Here is a 20,254-nt window from a genome sequence, read left to right on the forward strand (position 1 = left end):
AAAAAACTATTATTTGCGGTCAGATTCTACAGTCGACGTGGGAACGTCCAAATCTTCAAATTTTGAGTTCTGCGAAGCAAATTCTGGCACGATTTCTTTCATATATGAAACCAATTCCATCTGATCATTTTCGGGATCAATGTCCTTTACATACTGACAAAGTTCGTTAATCTTCATCATGCTGATCGCTGCGTCTTGTGCATTGACCAAAGCAATCATAATTTTCTTGTGATGCGTTTGGATGGTATTCTCATTGTTAGCAAGCAGTTCCTCGTAGATTTTTTCACCCGGACGAAGACCCGTAAATTCAATCTGAATATCCTCCGGGTAGCGATAACCTTTCAAGCGAATCATCCGCTTAGCTAAATCGACAATGCGCATTGGCTTGCCCATATCGAACACGAAAACCTCTCCGCCATTACCCATAATTGCAGCTTCTTGTACTAGTTGACAAGCTTCGGGAATCGTCATAAAATAGCGCGTGATATCCGCATGCGTTACCGTCAACGGCCCGCCTGCACTCAGTTGCTTCTCAAATAACGGAATTACAGAACCATTAGATCCAAGTACATTACCGAATCGGGTAACAATATATTTTGTGGCACTTTGCGCGTTTAATGCGGAAACGTAAATCTCTGCAATACGTTTAGTGGCACCCATCACATTGGTCGGGTTTACTGCCTTATCCGTGGAAACCATCACAAATTTCTCCACGCCATATTGGCTCGCTAAATCGGCGACCATCTTCGTACCAAAAACATTGGTGCGAACGGATTCGTACGGATTGGCTTCCATCAGAGGAACGTGTTTATATGCTGCCGCGTGAAATACATACTGCGGACGATATTTTTGAAACACACTGTCCATAAACTGACGATCACGCACGTTTCCAACAATGAATTTGTCGCCACTCTTTCGAACTTTTTTCAATTCCTGCTGCAAATCATACAAAGCGGATTCAGCTTGATCAAGGACAATCAACTTGGCATCACTGGAAAGTGCGATTTGTCGAACCAGTTCACTACCAATCGATCCGGCTCCGCCAGTAACCAGCACCACCCGACCAGTAAGCGCTTCGGCAATAATCGGATTGTCCAACTGAATGGCTGCCCGCCCTAGCAAATCCTCAATTTGCAACGGACGGATTTGTCCCACCGCCACCTGTCCTTGCAACAATTTTGCCGTGGAAGGCATCAATTTAAGTTTCACGTCACAAGCTTCTACAACTTGCGTAATACGATTCAAGCGATCTTTGTTGTTATCATCCAACGCAATAATCACTTCTTCCACACCCATCGACTGCAACGCTTCATCGTTCAACGCATCGATACTTAAAATATGATATCCGTTGATTAGTTTACCAATTCGGGATGGGTTATCATCCGCGAAAGCGACCACTTTATATTTTTGTTTAATGTCGTTGCACAAAATATTGAGTGTAATGCTCCCCATATTTCCTGCACCGACGATCATTACGCGCTGTAACTTCCGCCCTTGCATGAAAATGGACTCATAAATCGTTCGGTAGAAAACCCGCGCCGCCATCAAAGCAATTGTCGTAAGTAGCGCATGCATGAAAATTACAGCGTAGGACAACCGAAGAAATTGACCAGGTAATTCTTCCCGCGTTAGCGTATTCCGAGCGACAAGGGAGATGCACATGAGCAGGGCGAGTGCTGTAAATGTTGCCGCCATGATGCGGCGCGCATCATAAATACTCGTTTGCCGAACAATACCCATGTAGGTTCGGAAGAATAGGAAAGAAATGGTATATAAAACCGTTACAGAAAAGGATTTCTGTAGCATTAACCCATAATCAAATCGCCCTTTGAAGCTGTTGATTACGTAGTTTGATAAGTAATAGCAAACCAATACGATCGTTGCATCGATCAATAGGATAACCCAGCGCGGATTATCTTTACGAAAACGTTTTGCTATAGATAGTAAAATCATGTATCAGTTTTTGTACGGCCAATTCAGTGAAAAAACCTAAAAAGCGTTTTTCCACATCATACTTTCTACCGGACGTACTGTTTTCTTGTTGTATTTCGCGTTGCCTTTTGTGTTGTACAACGTTTCGATATCGCCTTCAACATCGAAATAAATCAACTGACCAATCGGCATTCCTGCATATATGCGAACCGGCTGCGCCACAGAGATCTCCAAGGTCCACGTGTTGCAAAAACCAACGTCGCCTTTTCCGGCGGTTGCATGGATATCAATCCCCAATCTTCCGGTGCTGGATTTCCCCTCCAAAAAAGGAACGTGTTTATGTGTTTCGGTGTACTCCAATGTAACCCCTAAATATAAGGTATTTGGTTCAAGAATGTAGCCCTCTTCCGGAATTTCGAAATGATCGATCTCATTATGTTTTTTTGCGTCCAACACGCGATCACGATAGGTAGCCAAATATTTACCCAAATGTACATCGTAAGAATTTGTACCCAGACAGGAACGATCAAAAGGTTCGATGACGATGCTACCTTCCTCAATCTCTGTCATTATTCGCTTATCAGATAAGATCATATGCTTAATTTTTTCCCAACTTAGGAACAAGGCGGGCAACAAAAATACATCATTGTTCGATATTCAGCAAATTACAGTTTTCTTATGTATTTTTGAGTATGGGATTGGTCTACTTACGGGAACTGGATAGCGAGTCAAAATTTGCCATTTGGAAGATCGAGGAATCTTCCGAAGAATTGATCGCCATGTTGCAGCTCAACGAAGATGAGCGTAACACATTACAGAATTTGAATAAGGGCAAACGCACTTTACACTGGCTGGCGACACGCGTTTTGCTACGCCAATTGCTACAAACGGAAGATTACATTCGGTGTGTCCCAGATTGCAATGGCAAACCTTACCTTCCCGATTTCCCGTTACAAATCTCGCTGACACATTCCTTCGATTATGCTGGCGCGTTACTTAGTAAAAAGGGCGCATGCGGTATTGATTTGGAATTGGTAAAAGACAAAATTGAACGTATAAAAACTAAATTTTTGAAGCCCGAAGAATTAGCTGCTGTTCCGGATAATGTTAATCGCATTGAATATTTATATGCGTGTTGGTGCGCTAAGGAAGCAGTTTACAAACTTCAGGGCAACAAAGGCACATCTTTTCAGCAGAATATGACCGTGCTTCCATTCGAATATTCTCCGCAAGGCGTTATGCAGGTAAGGCTACATACGCAGACGGTCGACCAACTACTACCCGTTTACTACGAGCGATTTAAGGATTATATGCTTGGTTATGTGGTAGAAAATATTTTGTAACTTTGCGCCGCTATGTCGGTAAAAATTGGAGAACATATTGATTTAGGCGAATTTCCGCTATTGTTGGCACCTATGGAAGATGTTAGCGATCCGCCTTTTCGCTTCGTTTGTAAGCAGAACGGCGTGGATATGATGTACACTGAATTTATCTCTTCGGAGGGTTTGATTCGTGATGCCGCTAAATCCCGACAAAAGCTTGATGTTTTCGAGTACGAACGTCCGATCGGAATTCAAATTTTTGGGTCGGATATCGAACATATGCGCCAGTCTTCCGAGATATGCACCCTCGCGAATCCCGATCTTATTGACATCAATTATGGCTGTCCAGTAAAGAATGTGGTATGCAAAGGCGCCGGCTCATCTTTGTTGCAAGACATCGATAAGATGGTAGCGATGACGAAAGCGGTTGTTGAAGGCACGCACCTCCCAGTAACCGTAAAAACACGTTTGGGATGGGATGATAATACCAAAAATGTCTACGAAGTTGCTGAACGACTACAGGATGTTGGCATCAAAGCACTTTCTATTCACGGACGTACGCGTGCTCAGATGTATAAAGGGCAAGCGGATTGGACGATGATCCGAGATGTCAAAAAAAATCCACGCATCAAGATTCCAATTTTTGGAAACGGCGATGTAGATTCTGTAGAAAAAGCGGCTGCTTGGCGACAAGAATATGAGGTGGACGGAATTATGATTGGCCGTGCAGCAATCGGCTATCCTTGGATTTTTCGTGAGATTAAGCACTTCTTCCAAACTGGCGAACGACTGGAAGGTCCGACTATTAAAGAACGTGTGGATGTTTGTCGCACGCACTTGACGAAATCTATTGAATGGAAAGGTGATAAAACAGGTATTTTTGAGATGCGCCGCCATTATGCCAATTATTTCAAAGGCATCCCTAATTTCAAGGAATACAGAATGCGATTGGTAAGCTTGCCTACGTTAGCCGAAATAGAAGAAGTTTTAAACGAGATCGAACATCAATTCGCTTTAGTCGAAACGATATAATTCGTATCTATACAAAACGCTCGTCGATTGTATTTTTCAACTGGTGGTTAATTTCGCTCCAGTACGTCAGCAATTCTTCGGCTTCTTTCAATTGGTCTTCCTGATTAAGCAAAGCTTTTTCCAAGGGTTTTACCGGCAAGATTTCTTTCACTTTTATTTGCGCGAAGCGAGAACTTAGCTTGTGAATTAATTCACCTAACGGTACTAATTCGCGCTCGCGAAGATACTGCAATCCCTGCTTCAGCATATCTTGATTTCCGGATTGAAGTTCTACGAGCACTTCTTTCAACATATCGTCATCGCCCATAGTGAATGCCTCGAGATCGTCAATTTGAAAGACGGGCTGCGAAACGTCCGATTTCGCCCCCGAATCCTCTTCATTCCCAGAGGTATCCCATTCCACACCCAACACTTCAGTCACCGATTTGAGCAATTTAATTTTCAAAATTGGTTTCGAAATATATGCGTCATACGCTTCCAGTTCCTTCTTTTCCTCGTCATTCAAGAGCACATTAGCAGTAGATGCTATCACGTTTTTCGGTCGCGCTCCGCGATTTACCAATTCTGCCAGCAATTCGTGCCCAGTCATTTCAGGCATCTTTACATCTGTGATCACTAAATCATATTTATTATGCATTTCAGTTAAGTGATCCAACGCATCTAATGGGTTGTTTACGGTAGTAATATGTGCTCCGTATTCGCACAAGACCATATCGTAAAGTTTCGTTATTAGTGGATCATCATCTACGCAATAAATTTCCTTTCCGTTTAACAATTCCTTGGATAGATCGGAAATTTCGGCAGTTGGCACAGGTTCTTCAGACTTTTTAAGAGGCAAAAACAAATGGAAGGTAGATCCCTCTCCCAACACACTTGTCACAGATATCGTTCCCTCCAGTTGAAGCACGACCTTCTTGACCAAGCCAAGTCCTAAACCAATTCCTTGGGTTTTATTCTTGTAAGTTCCAATTTGCTGATATTCCTCGAAAATCTTATCAATGTTGGATTGCTGGATACCTATTCCAGAATCCGCCACGTCAATATTCACTTCGTAGATACCGTTAGATTCAACAACTTTTGCCGATAGCTTCACAAATCCTTTATAGCTGAATTTAATGGCGTTATGGATCAAGTTATAGATAATCTGCTGAATGCGATAAGCATCCGACGACACGAAATAGGCTTCTTCTGGAAGATCATACTGTGGTTCCAGCTTCGCATCCGCAATCATGTTGGTAGTATTATCACGAATTTGGTGCAGTAATTCTGTTACGTTGAATACATTATCCGTGGTTTCTATAATTCCAGACTCGATCTTCGCGCTATCCAGAATTTCATTGGCTACATTCAGCAAGTGCATCGACGAGGATTTTATAGACCGCGCTTTCGTATCCGAAGCATCTAAAAGTTCGGCGTAACCGATGATCGACGTTAATGGCGTACGCAATTCGTGGCTCATTGTTGTTAAGAACTGCTGTTTAGCAATTACCTCACGTTTCGCTTTCTCCTCGTTTTTAAGAATCTGCTGCTGATACTCATTATTTTTATTAATATCTCGACCCACGAAGAATACCAATACCAAACTGAGGACAGCAAAGGAAACAATCACCACGATGATGGTATGCTGGAAGTTTTTTGAGAACTCCGCAGTGCGTTGTGCCTGTGTCATCATTTGGTTGTTTTCCTGAAAGCGCAAATCATTTAGAATTTGCTCCAAATCCATAGTAATCCTCGCACTTTTCTGATAAAGCTTAATCTCGTTCTGGTTGATTAATTCCATCAACTCCAACTCATTGGTATAATAGTTTGAAAAGGCTTCCTTTATTACCCCAGTAAGATGGTCCTCCGATTTTTTTGGATCAATGCGCTCGACCACCACGGTGTCGGAAACGGTGTGGACGACAGTATCAGAAACGGTTTTATATGTTTGTTGCAGTACGCGAGGCTTTTTCTTTTCAGGCTTGGCTCTGGTAAACAAACGTTGCAGGAAACTTCTTCGCTTGCTATCTCCATTCGATTCGGACTGCCGAAAAAACATGCTATCAGGGATATTACGGCTTCGAATTTCTAACGAAATACGATCGACAATATTCAGGGAATCACTGGAACTAAACGTATCTAGTTTCGACAGCAAGTCGTTCTCCAAATCCGTTAGCACCTCCATCTGCTTCTCTTTACGAAGCGTTTTTAGCACACGGAAATCATCCTTAATTTGCTCTAACACTTTTGGAATTGAGTTCAGATCCTTGATATCGGCCGAGTCTAATTCTTTCGAATAAAGTGATTGCAGACTTTCAATACTCTCTCCAATAGAATCAATCAGTAGAACGTGTTGGCTATCGAAATCTTTGGCCGGATTTAAACTCTGGGAGTAAAATATATCGTTCAGCCGATGCAAATCGGCAGTAATTTCGCGGAAAAGCTCCCATTTTTTATTGGGGTTTGAGAGCTGTGCGATACGATCCGTAAGCTCGAAAAGGTTTTTAATGGAATACGCGCCAATCCCTCCAATACAAATGGCAGAGAGCAGCAGTATAAAAAAAATCTTTCCTTTTAGAGCCTTCACGTTATGGGTATATTTTTAAAGCTCCGGAGCGAAGGTCCTATCTGAGTTTCGGACGGCTACCGGAGCTGAAATACATTAAATCGTAAAAAAACGATTCAACTGATTATTTTAAAAGATCCAACAACTCGGATGGATTAAACGGCTTATTCAAAAAGGTGGACACACCTAAGGTTTGCGCTTCTTCGCGTAGTTGTTCATCAAGCATTCTGCTCATTACGATCACTTCGCTTACAGCAGTATTTTCTTTAATCCAGCGCACCAAATCTACCCCGTTGGTATCCGGTAGACGATAGTCGATTAACGCGACATCGAATTCAGATTGTTTCATTTGTTCTTTGGCCGACGCACCATCTGTTGCTTGCGATGCGTGATAGCCATTTTTGTTTAAGTAATTAGTAACGAGCTTACAGAACATTAAGTCGTCTTCGATTACGAGTATGTTTTTCATAATAATATCTATCTTATTTAATCAAACATTTTCTTTGCCTGTTGATCAATCGTATAAACCGCCATACAACTTTGGACAAAACCTTCGATCAATTCGTCTAGACCAAGTCCTAATATACCGAAATTTTTAATATCGAACAAGATTAGGCGCACATCGTCGTACGACCAGCCATCCGTATTCTTTACCGATAAGTTGGTTCCATAGATTTCCCAAGAATCTAATCCTTCGGGCAAAGGTTGGTTCAAAGGATATTTCGATTTCCGGGAATAAATTGCCAACGGACGCATTCCTTTATCAGTAGCATGCACCATCATACGCGCATCAAACGCGAAGCTTCGATTTTTGCTATCCGGCAAAGTTCCAATGTGATAAAACGCATTTTCAAACTTTTCGTTCGCATTACTAAAGATTAACTCCTGAATCAAATACTTATCATCCGGATTTTCCGATAATGCCTGATACGCTTTATCAAATTCTTTTTGGGACGTCACCGTGTAAACGCCTTGTCCAGCATTACTATCCGGAACCTTAATCACCATACTACCTTCCAGCTTTTCGAAGTAAGTAGCTAGCTGGTCTAACGATACATCCAAAAAGGTCTTTGGAACGTAAATTTCTAGTCCATCACCTTGAAATTTCTCATTAAAATCCGCATAAGCTTTGTAGGCTGCACTTTTATTTCGGCCTCCGGCCAAACAAGCTTCAATTGGATTCAGCAGCAACGTTTTTGATTTCTCGGGAATGCGATCCCAAGGATGTTGCGTCACATAGCGGAATGCCGCACGGATAGGCACCCAATTCCCTTGTTCATCTTCGATATGCAGCTTCCCATCTACGAACTTCACTGACTCTGCCTTGTCCGACTTGTATTCCGCCAAATAAACTGGCTCGTCGAACACATCAGCTATCGCCGACGCATAACCTACGTTCTCCATTGGATTTTTATCGTAGATCAATGCTAAAGCGCCTTCTTCCTCATGTGCATCCACAATTGGTTTGAAGGTATCATTCATCAGCTTGTAATATCCGCCACTTTCCGGATCGAACTCCGGCAAAGGCATTGATTTTTGTCCAGAAGGACAAGAGTTTGTCTCAATAACAACCAATTTCTTTTGGCCTTTGCTATTGACGACGTGCATCAAATCCGTACCTGCCCATTTAAAGTATTTCGGCGTGTAGTTGACAATTCGATCAAGCGCATCGATGTGCACATGCGGATTCAAACGGACGTATCGCTCAATCAATTGATGATTGCTCAGGTTTAAAAAATATGAAACCAAAGGATGTAGATTGGAGTTGAGCGCGCGGGGATACCAATGATCCGCCGGCTCGAAATCTCCAGGTTCTACCAAATGAACACCTTTAGAAATAGACAGCTTCATAGCATATATATGTTTAAATTAAAACTGCATGTCGTTTAAAAACGACATAATGTACTCCTTGTTTTTGTAAAGCATATAAATTCCGCTTAGTACCATACTGGAAACCACAATCATGCGGAACATATATTCGGAAATCTTACCGAGCACCATACGACCAAAGTAGGTGCCAACCATTGCTGCAACACCAACAATTAACCCATATTTAACAATTTCGGCATCGATTAATCCAAGTGCAGCGTAGCTGATGATTTTTGTTACGTGCAACAAAATGGCATTTGCAGATCGGGTTCCTAAAAGCGCTTCTTTGGACATACCGTACTTCAGATACGCGGAATTCATCAATGGGCCAACACCACCAATCAATCCGGAAAGGAAAGAAACCACCAAACCCATTGGCGCAAAATGCCATGCTTTAATAGTTCGTTTTTTCGCGACTTCCGTTTCCTTTGGCGTTTTAAATTGAACGAACGTGGAAACTAAAAATAATCCGATAATAATTTGAAGCATATCCGTCGGCACTTCGGCTAATAACCTCGCTCCAATCACGGAACCAATCACAGTGGACGGAAATAACCATTTAAATAGATGCCAATCCACGTATTTCCAAAAGAAAAAAGTTTTCGAAACACTGCTACAAGCAATCCCAATAGTCATGATCGGCGCTACGCCTTGAACGCCAATAAAAGTGGCAATAATCGGCATTACCAATAAACTGGCTCCTCCTCCACTTAGCACGCTTAATATAAAAGTTATGATAACCCCAATGACGAGGAAAACGATATACATATAAACTTATTTAAAATCTTTTCGAAGTTATCCAGCTTTACGCACTTCCGATGTGTGATGTAACAAAACTATTGATATTTCATTGAAATTGCTACTTAAACACACGCTTAATACCATGAATTAACCTTTATTAACAAGCATGCTGTTGCTATCAAGGTAATCATCGCGAACTGCTTTAAAACAATATTTTCAATATATTGTTCGCTAACCAATGCATGAAAAAATGAGATTTGGGGTTAGCTGACTTTAGGCTTTAATCGGCGTATTACCATAACGATTGCAGGTCTTTCCATCCAGACGATTAATAAGGCATAAGCGATAAGCAACAGATTGCACCACCAAAAGTGGTTATCTAGGACCTGCTGCATAATATAAGCTACTGCGACGGCACTCAATAAATATCCAACGATTTTTAGAGATTGATAAGGAACGGGGTAATTTTTTTGCCCCCAAAAATAGGATAGCGACACCATACTGAGGTAAGCAATGGTTGTAGAAATAGCAGCGCCAACGTATGAATAATGCGGAATCAACAAGAGATTGAGAACCACTGTGATAATCGCACCGATTACCGAAATATATAGCCCATAACGTGTTTGGTCGGTTAGTTTGTACCAAATGGAAAGATTCATATAAATCCCCAAAAGCACATTATTGAACAACAACACTGGAACAATAGTTAAGCCCGACCAATAAATCGCCTGCTGAATGGGATCGTCCGGTTTGTTGATATAATATTTCAGCCATTCGAGGTTTGCACAAATACCGAGCGCTCCAACTATCATTAACAACACGAAATACAACATAATGTCGGCATAAGTTTTCTTGGCGTTTTCATTCTTCGCGTACGAGAAGAAAAACGGTTCGGCGCCCAAGCGAAATGCCGTGACAAATAGCGCGATAAATACCGCTAGCTTAGAAACTGCTCCATAAATACCTAAATCTCGATCGCCAATTTCCTCGGGCAATAAACTGGGCAGAATCATCTTATCCAAGTGCTCATTAACGATGAAAGAAATATTGGCCACCAGAATAGGAAAACTATAAATTAGCATGCTACGAATCAGAGATTTATCCAACCTAAATCGCAACGAAAGAAGTTGAGGTAACAGCAGAACCAGCGTGCTTGCGCTGGCAATAAAGTTCGATAAAAAGATATTCCCGAGCACCCAATCCGGCCTAAACCAGCCTTCCAATGCATGTTGCCAGAACGTGCTTTCGAGCATCCACTTTGGAAATAGAAAAAGGAAAACAAGATTTACACCAATAGTGACGACAATGTTAAATACTTTGATGGTGGCATATCGGATAGGTCGACTTTCGGCGCGCAATTTTGCGAACGGAACTACTGCCAACGCATCGGCAATTAGCGTTCCGGCAAGCAGTTGCACGTACATTTGATAGTCGACATTAGATGGCTCGCCGCTAAACCAACCCGCTATTTGCGATTGACCGAAGTAGACGGAAATAGCAAGCAGAAATGTAGTACAGAGCGTGATAAAGAAAGCCTGATCGTAAACCTTTCCTTTGTCTTTCGGCTCCACTTTTTGTAGATACCGGAAGAAGGTAGTTTCCATTCCGAAGGCTAAAACAGCATTCACCATGGAAACGGATGCATACATATTGGTGAAGACGCCGTATGCGGAAGCGCCTTTCAGTCGACCAATAAAAATTGGTGTTAGCAGAAAGTTTAATAAGCGCGAAACAATGGTCGTTAGACCATAAATAATCGTATCTGTTAAAAATCGCTTGACGCCAGCCACCTATTTATTTTTCTTAAGAACTTCGAAGTTCGTGTATATTTTGGTCGGAGCTACTTCTTCGACAATCACATCATCGACAGCGGAATGCTCTGGCCCTTCCCAACACCATTCCTTGATGCTATCGAGTGCAAATGAATCGCCAATCGCTTCCAGATATACCGAACCATCCGATTGGTTGACTACAAATCCTTTCACGCCCAACTGATCGGCAACGGCTTTTGTAGATGCGCGAAAATGAACGCCCTGCACTTTACCCATTACCTTTATATTCCACTGTTTCTTTTCCATGCTATTTTTCGAAGTTAAACGATTCTTTCCACAAAAGAATCCGGTGTAAGCGCTAATGCCTTTACATTCTTTATCAAAACCAATCCTGGCTTTTTGCCGACATCCAACGAGCCGTACGTTTCATCGATTCTCAGTGCTTTTGCTCCGTTTATGGTTGCCCAAGAAATAATTGTTTCAAAATCAAATTCCGGGAACGCATTGCAGAGTGTTTTTATCTCTTCCAAGATATCTAGTGTATCATTGGAGGCCAAGCTATCCGTACCGATCATCAATCGCTGTTTCGCCAACACAAAGTTCTGAACTTTTGGCAACTTTCCTTCAATAAAAAGATTTGCTTTCGGACAAAGACAATAATACACATCGCGGCCGATTCTGGAAACATAATCGATGTCCTTTGGTGCGGTAAATGTATTGTGCACTAAAACCAACGAATTCTCTGACGGCAAAAACTGCACGCAGTTTTGCAACGAATTCTTACCATTAGCCGTTACGTGTTCGTGAGATATATTGTTCTTCGCATAAAAATCTAAGAACGCGCCTTTTTTATAGCGGAAAAACTTATTCTCTTCATCGCTTTCCTGATTATGGATGCTGAAGATATTGTCTGCATCAACCTTACCGGACAATGAGCGGAGCAATTTCCGAGAGCAGGAATATGCTGCATGTGGCGTAATGGAAGTGCGCTGTGGTTCAAAATAATATTCCACATCACGCGCTTGATCCACACGCTGTTCCGCAACTTCGGGATCGAACCCGAGCATTTCCACGAATGTGTGATAATGAATTGGACTTTCTGCTTTTACTTCCGCCGATATCGCTGTATTCGCATGATCGCCCACGGCTTGTATACCATTTTCGAACATCTTGCGATCAGCTTCTTTCATCGCTTTTGTTATAGCTTGTTCATTTGCAGAGCGATCTGCCATCACCGTGGTCAAAAATTCCGGCAATCCGGTTTCTCGTGGAACTTTTCCAAGCATATGCGAAAGTTCAAGGTGACAATGCCCATTTACGAAGCCCGGAATCAGTAGACCATCTAATTTAGTGACAGATTTATCGATGATTTGTTGATCGCCCGGATAATGCACACCGAGCACCATACCGTCTTCATCTAGGCCGATTACGCCATTTTTTATAGGGGGGATTGTAATCGGCAAAATATAATCTGCAGTGTAATATTTCGTCATTTCGAATAATATGAAAATTTGTGAAGCCAGCACTACCCCACCTTGCGTCAAACGTAAATAAATCCAAGCGGATATAAAAATCTTGTTACGTAAAATTGCGATGTAGACGATTAGCCTTTTAATTTACATGATAAAGGATTAGCTTTGCGCCATCGATTAGGGGTGCCTTGTTGCTCGCAACACAAATACAGGCTGAGATTATACCCAGTTCTATCTAAGCAATAGAACATACCTGATCCGGATAATGCCGGCGGAGGGAGGGAAAGTTAAATAAATGGTTTTGTAAACCCCTTGCAAAACTTGGTTTAACGAAAACAAACAATATTAACATGATGAAGCGCTTTATTGCTTTATGTACATTTTGCCTTTTGGCAACATTTGCCTTTGCGCAAAACAACCTTACCGTACAAGTAACCGATGAACAAGGCCAAGCTATTTTAGGAGCTACGGTTTCCATAGGTAAGAACTCGCAAACGACCGACAATCACGGAAAAACCATTTTCACAAATGCGAAGCTAACTGACAAAACCGTTCGTGTATCCTTTGTTGGATTCGAATCCACCACACAGCAAATTCGAAATGGAGAAAACACATTAACGTTCGTTTTAAAGTCTGCATTACGACAAACGGGCGAGGTTTTCGTAGAATCCACACGTGCTCGCGAAAATGGATCAACCACTTTCAAAAACATTAACAAGGAAGAACTCCGCAGGACGAATCTTGGACAGGATATTCCTTTTCTCTTGGACCAAACTCCGGGTGTAGTAATTAGCTCAGACGCGGGCGCAGGAATTGGCTACACAAGTATGCGAATTCGTGGTTCGGACAATGAGCGTATCAACGTTACGTTGAATGGAATTCCGTTGAACGATGCTGAAAGCATGGGTTCATTCTTCGTGAATTTGCCTGATTTTGCTTCCTCAGTAGAAAGCATTCAAGTACAGCGTGGAATAGGAACTTCGACCAATGGCGCTGGAGCATTTGGTGCTTCGGTTAATATTCAAACGGATGTGTTGGAAACGCAACCTTACGCCGAGCTGAATAACACTTACGGATCCTTCAATTCCTGGAAAAACACGCTGAAAGTTGGATCAGGATTGTTGAAAGACAAATATGCTTTCAACGCACGCCTATCCCGTATCGCTTCGGATGGATATGTGGAACGCGCTAGCGCGAATATGCAATCATTCTATGTCGATGGTGGTTTGTTTACCGAAAAACACACCTTGAAAGCAACGGTATTCGGCGGAATGCAAACAACTTACCAAGCTTGGTATGGCACGCCGGAACCTTTACTAACCGGAAATCGTGATCAATTGCCCGCTTACGCTGACGCATTAGAAATTTACGACGAAGCCGGAAGACAGCGTTTGTTCTCAGCCGATCGACGTTATAATTATTATACGTACGACGGACAAACAGATAATTACAAGCAAACGCACGCGCATTTGCAATACATTTATAGCCCGAACGAAAAATTCCATGTGCAAAGTGCCTTACACTACACGCGCGGAGCCGGCTATTTCGAAGAATTCCGACCGGACGATAAGCTTTCCAATTATCGACTGCCGAACGTAATCCATGGTGCCGATACGGTAAAAACCACCGATCTAGTCAGACAACGTTGGTTAGATAATCATTTCTATGGTATGACTTACGCCGTAAATTATACACCATCAAATAATTTGCGTCTGACATTAGGTGGCGCATATAACGAATACGTCGGCGACCATTTCGGGGAAATTACATGGGCGAGATATGCTTCGACGAGCAATCCTGGCGATAAATATTATTTGAACGACGCAAAAAAAACAGATTTTAATATTTACGGAAAAGTGGATTACCGATTGGGTGACTGGACACTTAACGCCGACCTACAGTATCGAACGATCAATTATAATGGGCAAGGACCTCATCATACTTTGGAGCTACTGAATTTTAGCGACAAGCTACACTTCTTTAATCCAAAAGCTGGAATAACTTATCGAGTCAACGAGACCTCGAATGTTTATGGTTCATACGCTTACGCAAGCAAAGAGCCAGTGAGAAAAGACTACATTGAGAATCCCTTGGCTGAATTTCCGAGACCGGAACGGATGCATAACATCGAATTAGGTTATCGCTTACGCGGCGCGAACTACAATATTGGTGCAAATGCGTACGGTATGTTTTACAAAGATCAGCTAATTGCCACCGGAGCACTAAACGATGTAGGTAGCGCTATTCGTCAAAATGTACCAGATAGTTATCGCGCTGGGATTGAGTTTGATGGTGCTTGGATTATATCTCCACAATTCGAATGGCGCGCGACCGCAGCGTTAAGCACGAATAAGATCAAGGATTTCGTGGAGTATATATCTATTTACGATGAAAACTGGGATTTGGCGGGGCAACAGGTTAACCATTACGAAAGCACGAATATCGCGCTATCACCCTCAACAGTGTTATCAAACGATTTCACCTACCGTCCTATCCAGCCTTTGGCATTTAGCCTGACGAGCAAATACATTTCTCGGATGTACTTGGACAATACGTCATCGAAAGACCGCAGCATCGACCCATCTTTTGTCAACAATCTGCGCGCAGTGTACACCTTATCAGCTTTAGGGTTAGAAAGGATTGATTTGAATCTTGCTGTGAACAACGTGTTCAACACGAAATTCTCTACCAGCGGATATACTTGGGGATCCATTGATCCATCGGGTAATCACAATTTTTTCAACTTCTATTATCCGCAAGCCACTACAAACTTCCTCCTAGGACTGAATATCCGCTTCTAGCAAACGAAAACAGCTCATCGCGTTCATTCACGATGAGCTGTTTCTATTAAAAGCACAGCTATCGCCCGATGCCTGCACTTATTTGCAGATAAAACATCCCTGTTCTATCGCGCGGTGCATTTATTAAAGAAGTATTTCCAACTTTCCATGCTGCATCACTCAATCCGGTTTGATAACCCATTCTAAACTGAGGACGATATCGTGCCGTTAATAGTTCGTAGGTTTTGAAGGTCAAACTAAAATCCAATGCCGTATTAACCTGCTGAAGGCGAGTTTGATTTCCCTTTTCACCTATATATTCCTCAAAATTCCCTGTCAAATCGCCTCGATCCAAAACAATAGTAGCAATCTGCGGCCCTACCCCTACTGCCGGACTGAACGTCCACCTTCCAACATGCCAAATATTGGTAGCCACGAAAGCCGTTATCGTGTTCACATTCGTTTGATTATCGCTTCGCTTGCTTTGTAAATTTCCGAAATTAGCACCAATGCTGACTTTGCCTAATCGATATCCAAGGCCGATATTCATATCCAACCCAAGCGGAGGAAAACCTTTAACACCTTGCGCATCCGTCATCCGTTTTAGATTGCCCGCCGTGAAATATCCGCCACCAAGATGGATATCCCAGTCAATAGGAAGTTTATACAACCAGCTTTGAGCACTCGTGTTTTCAAGCGAAAACACCAATAAAAGCACGAAAAATGAGATTTTTAACTTCATGTGGTTTGGACTGGCTTCTAAAATATACAATTATGGCGGTATTTGAAGTCATCAAAGGAAGATGAAATACTTGAACAGCATATTCCGACAAGTAGTAAAAAGCGAAAAATCATAAGATGATGGTGAAAATTAACGGTAGTAAGGCTTAAAGATAACTAAAAAAACTGCCCCGAAGGACAGTCTTCCATTAACTAAACACAGTTTTTTGACAATCCGAGATTGCCATACAGATTACTTATTATATGGGTTGTAGGCTGTAGTCAGCGTTAACCGGTAGAAATTGTTTGGATTCGCATTGTCTGTTATCGTAATAAACAATGGTCGCTCGTTAGCATTTACCGAAATAGTAAATGTAGTATTCGCAAATGGCGCAATGATGTCAGTCATTCCGGCATTATAATGTGTACCGGTAAATCCATTATTTAGCGCGTAGGCACCTACAAAAGGCAACCGGAACTGATTCGTAGTACCAGCAATGGGTGTGAAGGTGAAAGACGCTACGCCTTGCGCAGACATATTGTTCATACCCACCGCGATACCCATCGGATACGTAGCACTCACTCTGCCGATGTAAACGTTGCTCAGCGTAAATCCTGCAGCTTGTAATTTCGTCCGTGCGATATCCCAGCGTCCCTTTCCAGTAGCACCCAGGTTGCTATAGGTCATGTGCCATCTGTTTTGTGAGAACAACATTTGGTTGGACGTTTGCGGAGCAAAAATCTTGATGCTGCCTGACTCGTCTGTAAAATGTCCTTCTGGATAAGTAGCATCCGGCTGAACATACTTCAGAGTTTTAAAGCTCACATTTTCAATTTCATAAGGTGAATAAAGCTCAAATCCTTCTAAAGTTGGGCGGTAAGACATAATAGAACTGTTTGCATTCGAGGTAAGACGAAACGTACGCTCACTTTTGGTCAAAGATTCAATTTTGCCAGAAGGCAATAGCATTCTGTACCCGTTGAAGGCATCGACCATGGCTGCTGATCTGCGGTATTGTATCACCACTTCTTCCCCGTTACCACGGATGGGTTCCATCACCATAATATTCCCCGACTTTTTCCCTTTTAAAGTAATGGAATCCGTGGTAGATTCGAGTACGATAAACTCAAAATCTCCCTTCAAACCAGAATCCGCAGCACCTTTACCGCTATCTATACCCGGCTCGGTAAAATAATGGATGATTTTATTAAATCCATTGAAGGTCAGTAGCGCACCAGTTTCCGAAATCACGGCATATGAACTGGTGGTATTGTCAGAATCTATATCTGAAGTCAAAATAACTTCTGAGTCAGAGACAAATTTGGCAAAGATATTATACCCACCAAACTCCCTATTGGAGCTTGGATAATATTTTATCCGCCACCAGTCAGCATGGCTGCGCAGGCTGGAGCGCGCCAGATCTACATCTGCCTGAACACGTGCTGAAGCATTATCCTCGAAAATAGGATCTTCCAGCCGTGTACAGCTTCCCAGACCTAAGGCCAGGAATAGTATAATTAAAATAATAGAATAGTTTTTCATAATAACTTAATTAATATTTAGCTGGTCAAACGATCCAAAGTTGGCGATGTTCCGCTGTACAATCGTGCGAAGGTTGGTGATATTGAAGTTCCAAGACACTTGCAAGTAATTTCTTACAATGTCAAATTTCTGTTCGATGATAGCACGCCCAGTACCAGCTGAGGCCAATCGTGCCTCCCATTGCGCAGGCGTAAGGTTCACATAGAACGCAATAAGCTCGACGAAATCTTCATCAGGATCCTTACTAGCATATTGAGAAATAAACCCTTTGGTAAGCGCTGCCTGCAATCCCGCCGCAGTACCCGGAAACTCCACATTCCATTGATCCTGGATGTAGTTGGCCGCAGAGATCTGGTTAAATGTTGGCGAATAAGGTTTCGTTTGGTGAAAGATATGGGCAAATTCGTGGTGAATCGTATGAATGTATTCACTCTGAATAGTAGCCACGTTATTGGCCATGCCTCCGATACTATTTACGTTGAACATGGTGATTTTACGGCCACCCTCAGCCGTTCCAATGATCCGCGTACCATTGTTGTTGTAGGCGTTTGAACCGATGAAGTTAAGCACCTTTGGGAAGTAAGTGCCAATAAACTCCTTATTGCCCATCAATTCGTCGTAAGGATCTATAGCCAAGTATTTAATGATTCTAGCTAATCGAATTGAATTTTCCAAGGATGCCGGAGTCAACGTAAAGTTCATATTAGACTCCATATCCACATACTTATACAGTAGGGAAATATTATATGGCTTGGTGTATTCGCGCTCAATGTAACGATCCATAGCGGTAAGTTCGATTGGTGAATCGACAAATACGCTGTTTGGATCCAATTGTTCGTCCGAACAAGAAGATGTGACGCTTATTGCCAGCGCCAACAACATGATATTTTTAATCGTAAATTTCATAAATCAATCTTTTATTACTGTCTATTCGGTGTTAAACCAGCACTGATTACATCGGTAGGTAACTGTAGCGCGTGACGTTTATCTCTTGGACCTAACTTAGACTCCGCCTCGGTAGAACCTACGGTCATAGTATTACCACTTCCGGCAACGATGACACGACGTGTAACCTCAATACCGTAGCGTTTGATGTCAAACCAGCGCAGACCTACATGCATTGTTTCCAAACGACGCATCAAGAGCAATGCTTGCAGCATATTTTCCTGGGTACCTGCTTCCACCGTAAATTCCGGATTTAGCCTTTTCTTTGCGGTAGGCGCTGTCGGCGTATAGTAAGCGGTATTATTAGCCCAGGTATTGATGCGGGCAATAGAAAAGTCTGCGGGAACTGTTGCTACGTTGTTTCTCACCCAAAGCTGCATATCCGTAAAGGCTGCATCGTAGTTTTTCAGGTGGATATTAGCCTCCGCACGTACCAACATCGTCTCCTCTACATTGAAAGGCGCATATACGGTGCGGCGGTAACCAATACGAGCCACCGGATCGGTGTATTCGAATAAATAAGGTAACCGAGCGATCAACGTCTTATCCAGGTTGGTTCCAGTATAGATATACAGACGAGGTGTGTAAGCTGCTGAAGCAGCTAATTTACCCCAAGGTGTATTAGCGAAGAACGTCTCGTTCTCATTGATAATACGGCCGTGCGCAAATCTGGATGCATCGTAATAGGGCCCGAAATAAGTACCTAATGTACTAGCCGCTGTCAAAATAAAGAGATTGGAACGGCTACCACTAGATGTAAACGCGATGGATGCATTCACCAAACTGGCAGCAGATAACGCGATACGCGCATTGTCACGCATACTACCTGCAGGATTTGTACCTACCGCAGCAGTAGCATAGCGTACCGCCCCATCCCAGTCTTGGGTGTACAGAGCAACGCGGGCAGCAAAGGCATTCGCCGCAGCGCGGTTCATATGATACTTCGGTGTACCTCCATAGACGCCATCGTCGATCAATGGTATACCTTTTTCCAGATCGGCTTTGATCAATGCATATACCTCAGCAACGCTATTACGTTGGTATTTAGGATCTAACTCACGCTCCGGCGCCTCCATATAGGTGACCCCTAAATCCGTGGCGGCGTTAGCCTTGGTATAATGATGTGCAAACACATTGACCAATACAAAGTGGCTATAGGCACGCGCTACATAGGCTTCACCACGTTGTGGATCTAATGAAGTTGGGTTACCTAGTTCTTCTATACTCGCCAGAGCCTGGTTCGCATTTCCGATTGCAGCATAGCAGGATTCCCAAACACGGTTCGGACCATCATTCCCAACCTCGGTGATGTCTTCCCAACGAAACATTTGCTCCAAAATCCGCTCATAATTTGGATTCGTTACACTATAATCGTCCACGTTGTCAGAAGAAAACTCCGTAGTGGCAATAAACGAACTCTGCGGGTAAGCAGAGACAAGGATTTTAGAAATCTTATCCTCGCTATCCAACACCGCCCGGTTATCCGGCATGACGTCGAGATATTTTTCACAGGATGCCAGGCTAAACGCCAGGATCGAGGTGAATATCAAAAATTTATGTTGTCTTTTCATTGCTAATTCA

Annotated in this window: 16 protein-coding genes; 3 read left to right on the top strand and 13 right to left on the bottom strand. The window is 42.6% G+C overall.

What is annotated here, in order from left to right:
- Positions 1-9: 9 nt before the first annotated feature.
- Positions 10-1,953, bottom strand: a complete 1,944-nt coding sequence (locus ACFSQ3_RS03585; RefSeq protein WP_380867535.1) for a polysaccharide biosynthesis protein — start codon at positions 1,951-1,953, stop codon at positions 10-12.
- 36 nt (positions 1,954-1,989) lie between these two features.
- On the bottom strand, positions 1,990-2,526 hold the full coding sequence (gene dcd, locus ACFSQ3_RS03590; RefSeq protein ID WP_380867536.1) for a dCTP deaminase: 537 nt from the start codon (positions 2,524-2,526) through the stop codon (positions 1,990-1,992).
- Positions 2,527-2,624: 98 nt separating this feature from the next.
- On the opposite strand from dcd, the gene ACFSQ3_RS03595 reads away from it, so the two are divergent.
- Both ACFSQ3_RS03595 and dusB read left to right on the top strand, forming a co-directional pair.
- Positions 2,625-3,275, top strand: a complete 651-nt coding sequence (locus ACFSQ3_RS03595) for a 4'-phosphopantetheinyl transferase family protein (RefSeq protein ID WP_380867538.1) — start codon at positions 2,625-2,627, stop codon at positions 3,273-3,275.
- A 12-nt stretch (positions 3,276-3,287) separates the two neighbouring features.
- Complete coding sequence (gene dusB / locus ACFSQ3_RS03600) at positions 3,288-4,286, top strand: tRNA dihydrouridine synthase DusB (protein WP_380867539.1); 999 nt, start codon at positions 3,288-3,290, stop codon at positions 4,284-4,286.
- 7 nt (positions 4,287-4,293) lie between these two features.
- Here the strand turns inward: dusB and ACFSQ3_RS03605 are convergent, their stop codons facing one another.
- The 7 genes from ACFSQ3_RS03605 to ACFSQ3_RS03635 all read right to left on the bottom strand — a co-directional run bounded on the left by ACFSQ3_RS03605 (position 4,294) and on the right by ACFSQ3_RS03635 (position 12,706).
- Positions 4,294-6,852, bottom strand: coding sequence for an ATP-binding response regulator (locus tag ACFSQ3_RS03605; RefSeq protein WP_380867541.1), 2,559 nt, complete (start codon positions 6,850-6,852; stop codon positions 4,294-4,296).
- A 103-nt stretch (positions 6,853-6,955) separates the two neighbouring features.
- On the bottom strand, positions 6,956-7,300 hold the full coding sequence (locus tag ACFSQ3_RS03610; RefSeq protein WP_380867543.1) for a response regulator: 345 nt from the start codon (positions 7,298-7,300) through the stop codon (positions 6,956-6,958).
- Between the two features lie 17 nt (positions 7,301-7,317).
- On the bottom strand, positions 7,318-8,682 hold the full coding sequence (locus ACFSQ3_RS03615; protein WP_380867545.1) for a hypothetical protein: 1,365 nt from the start codon (positions 8,680-8,682) through the stop codon (positions 7,318-7,320).
- Positions 8,683-8,700: 18 nt separating this feature from the next.
- Complete coding sequence (locus ACFSQ3_RS03620) at positions 8,701-9,468, bottom strand: sulfite exporter TauE/SafE family protein (RefSeq protein ID WP_380867546.1); 768 nt, start codon at positions 9,466-9,468, stop codon at positions 8,701-8,703.
- Between the two features lie 236 nt (positions 9,469-9,704).
- Positions 9,705-11,231 carry a lipopolysaccharide biosynthesis protein gene (locus ACFSQ3_RS03625; protein ID WP_380867548.1) on the bottom strand — a complete coding sequence of 509 codons (1,527 nt, stop codon included), beginning with the start codon at positions 11,229-11,231 and terminating at the stop codon, positions 9,705-9,707.
- On the bottom strand, positions 11,232-11,519 hold the full coding sequence (locus ACFSQ3_RS03630) for an acylphosphatase (protein ID WP_380867550.1): 288 nt from the start codon (positions 11,517-11,519) through the stop codon (positions 11,232-11,234).
- Positions 11,520-11,533: 14 nt separating this feature from the next.
- Positions 11,534-12,706, bottom strand: coding sequence for an amidohydrolase family protein (locus ACFSQ3_RS03635; RefSeq protein ID WP_380867551.1), 1,173 nt, complete (start codon positions 12,704-12,706; stop codon positions 11,534-11,536).
- 329 nt (positions 12,707-13,035) lie between these two features.
- Here ACFSQ3_RS03635 and ACFSQ3_RS03640 point away from each other — a divergent pair, with 329 nt between their 5' ends.
- Positions 13,036-15,486: a TonB-dependent receptor gene (locus tag ACFSQ3_RS03640; protein ID WP_380867553.1), complete on the top strand. Its 2,451-nt coding sequence runs from the start codon at positions 13,036-13,038 to the stop codon at positions 15,484-15,486.
- Positions 15,487-15,544: 58 nt separating this feature from the next.
- On the opposite strand, the gene ACFSQ3_RS03645 is transcribed toward ACFSQ3_RS03640, so the two are convergent.
- From ACFSQ3_RS03645 to ACFSQ3_RS03660, 4 genes are all read right to left on the bottom strand, one after another.
- The gene (locus ACFSQ3_RS03645) at positions 15,545-16,207 is read right to left on the bottom strand and encodes a hypothetical protein (protein WP_380867555.1); all 663 of its coding nucleotides are present in this window, start codon (positions 16,205-16,207) and stop codon (positions 15,545-15,547) included.
- A 231-nt stretch (positions 16,208-16,438) separates the two neighbouring features.
- A complete protein-coding gene (locus tag ACFSQ3_RS03650; RefSeq protein WP_380867556.1) occupies positions 16,439-17,728 on the bottom strand; it encodes a DUF4302 domain-containing protein in 1,290 nt (429 codons plus the stop codon).
- Positions 17,729-17,734: 6 nt separating this feature from the next.
- Complete coding sequence (locus ACFSQ3_RS03655; protein WP_380867558.1) at positions 17,735-18,634, bottom strand: zinc-binding metallopeptidase; 900 nt, start codon at positions 18,632-18,634, stop codon at positions 17,735-17,737.
- 14 nt (positions 18,635-18,648) lie between these two features.
- A complete protein-coding gene (locus ACFSQ3_RS03660) occupies positions 18,649-20,244 on the bottom strand; it encodes a RagB/SusD family nutrient uptake outer membrane protein (protein WP_380867559.1) in 1,596 nt (531 codons plus the stop codon).
- Between the last annotated feature and the right edge of the window lie 10 nt (positions 20,245-20,254).

The sequence above is a fragment of the Sphingobacterium corticis genome (assembly GCF_042684745.1).
Classification (GTDB): domain Bacteria; phylum Bacteroidota; class Bacteroidia; order Sphingobacteriales; family Sphingobacteriaceae; genus Sphingobacterium; species Sphingobacterium corticis.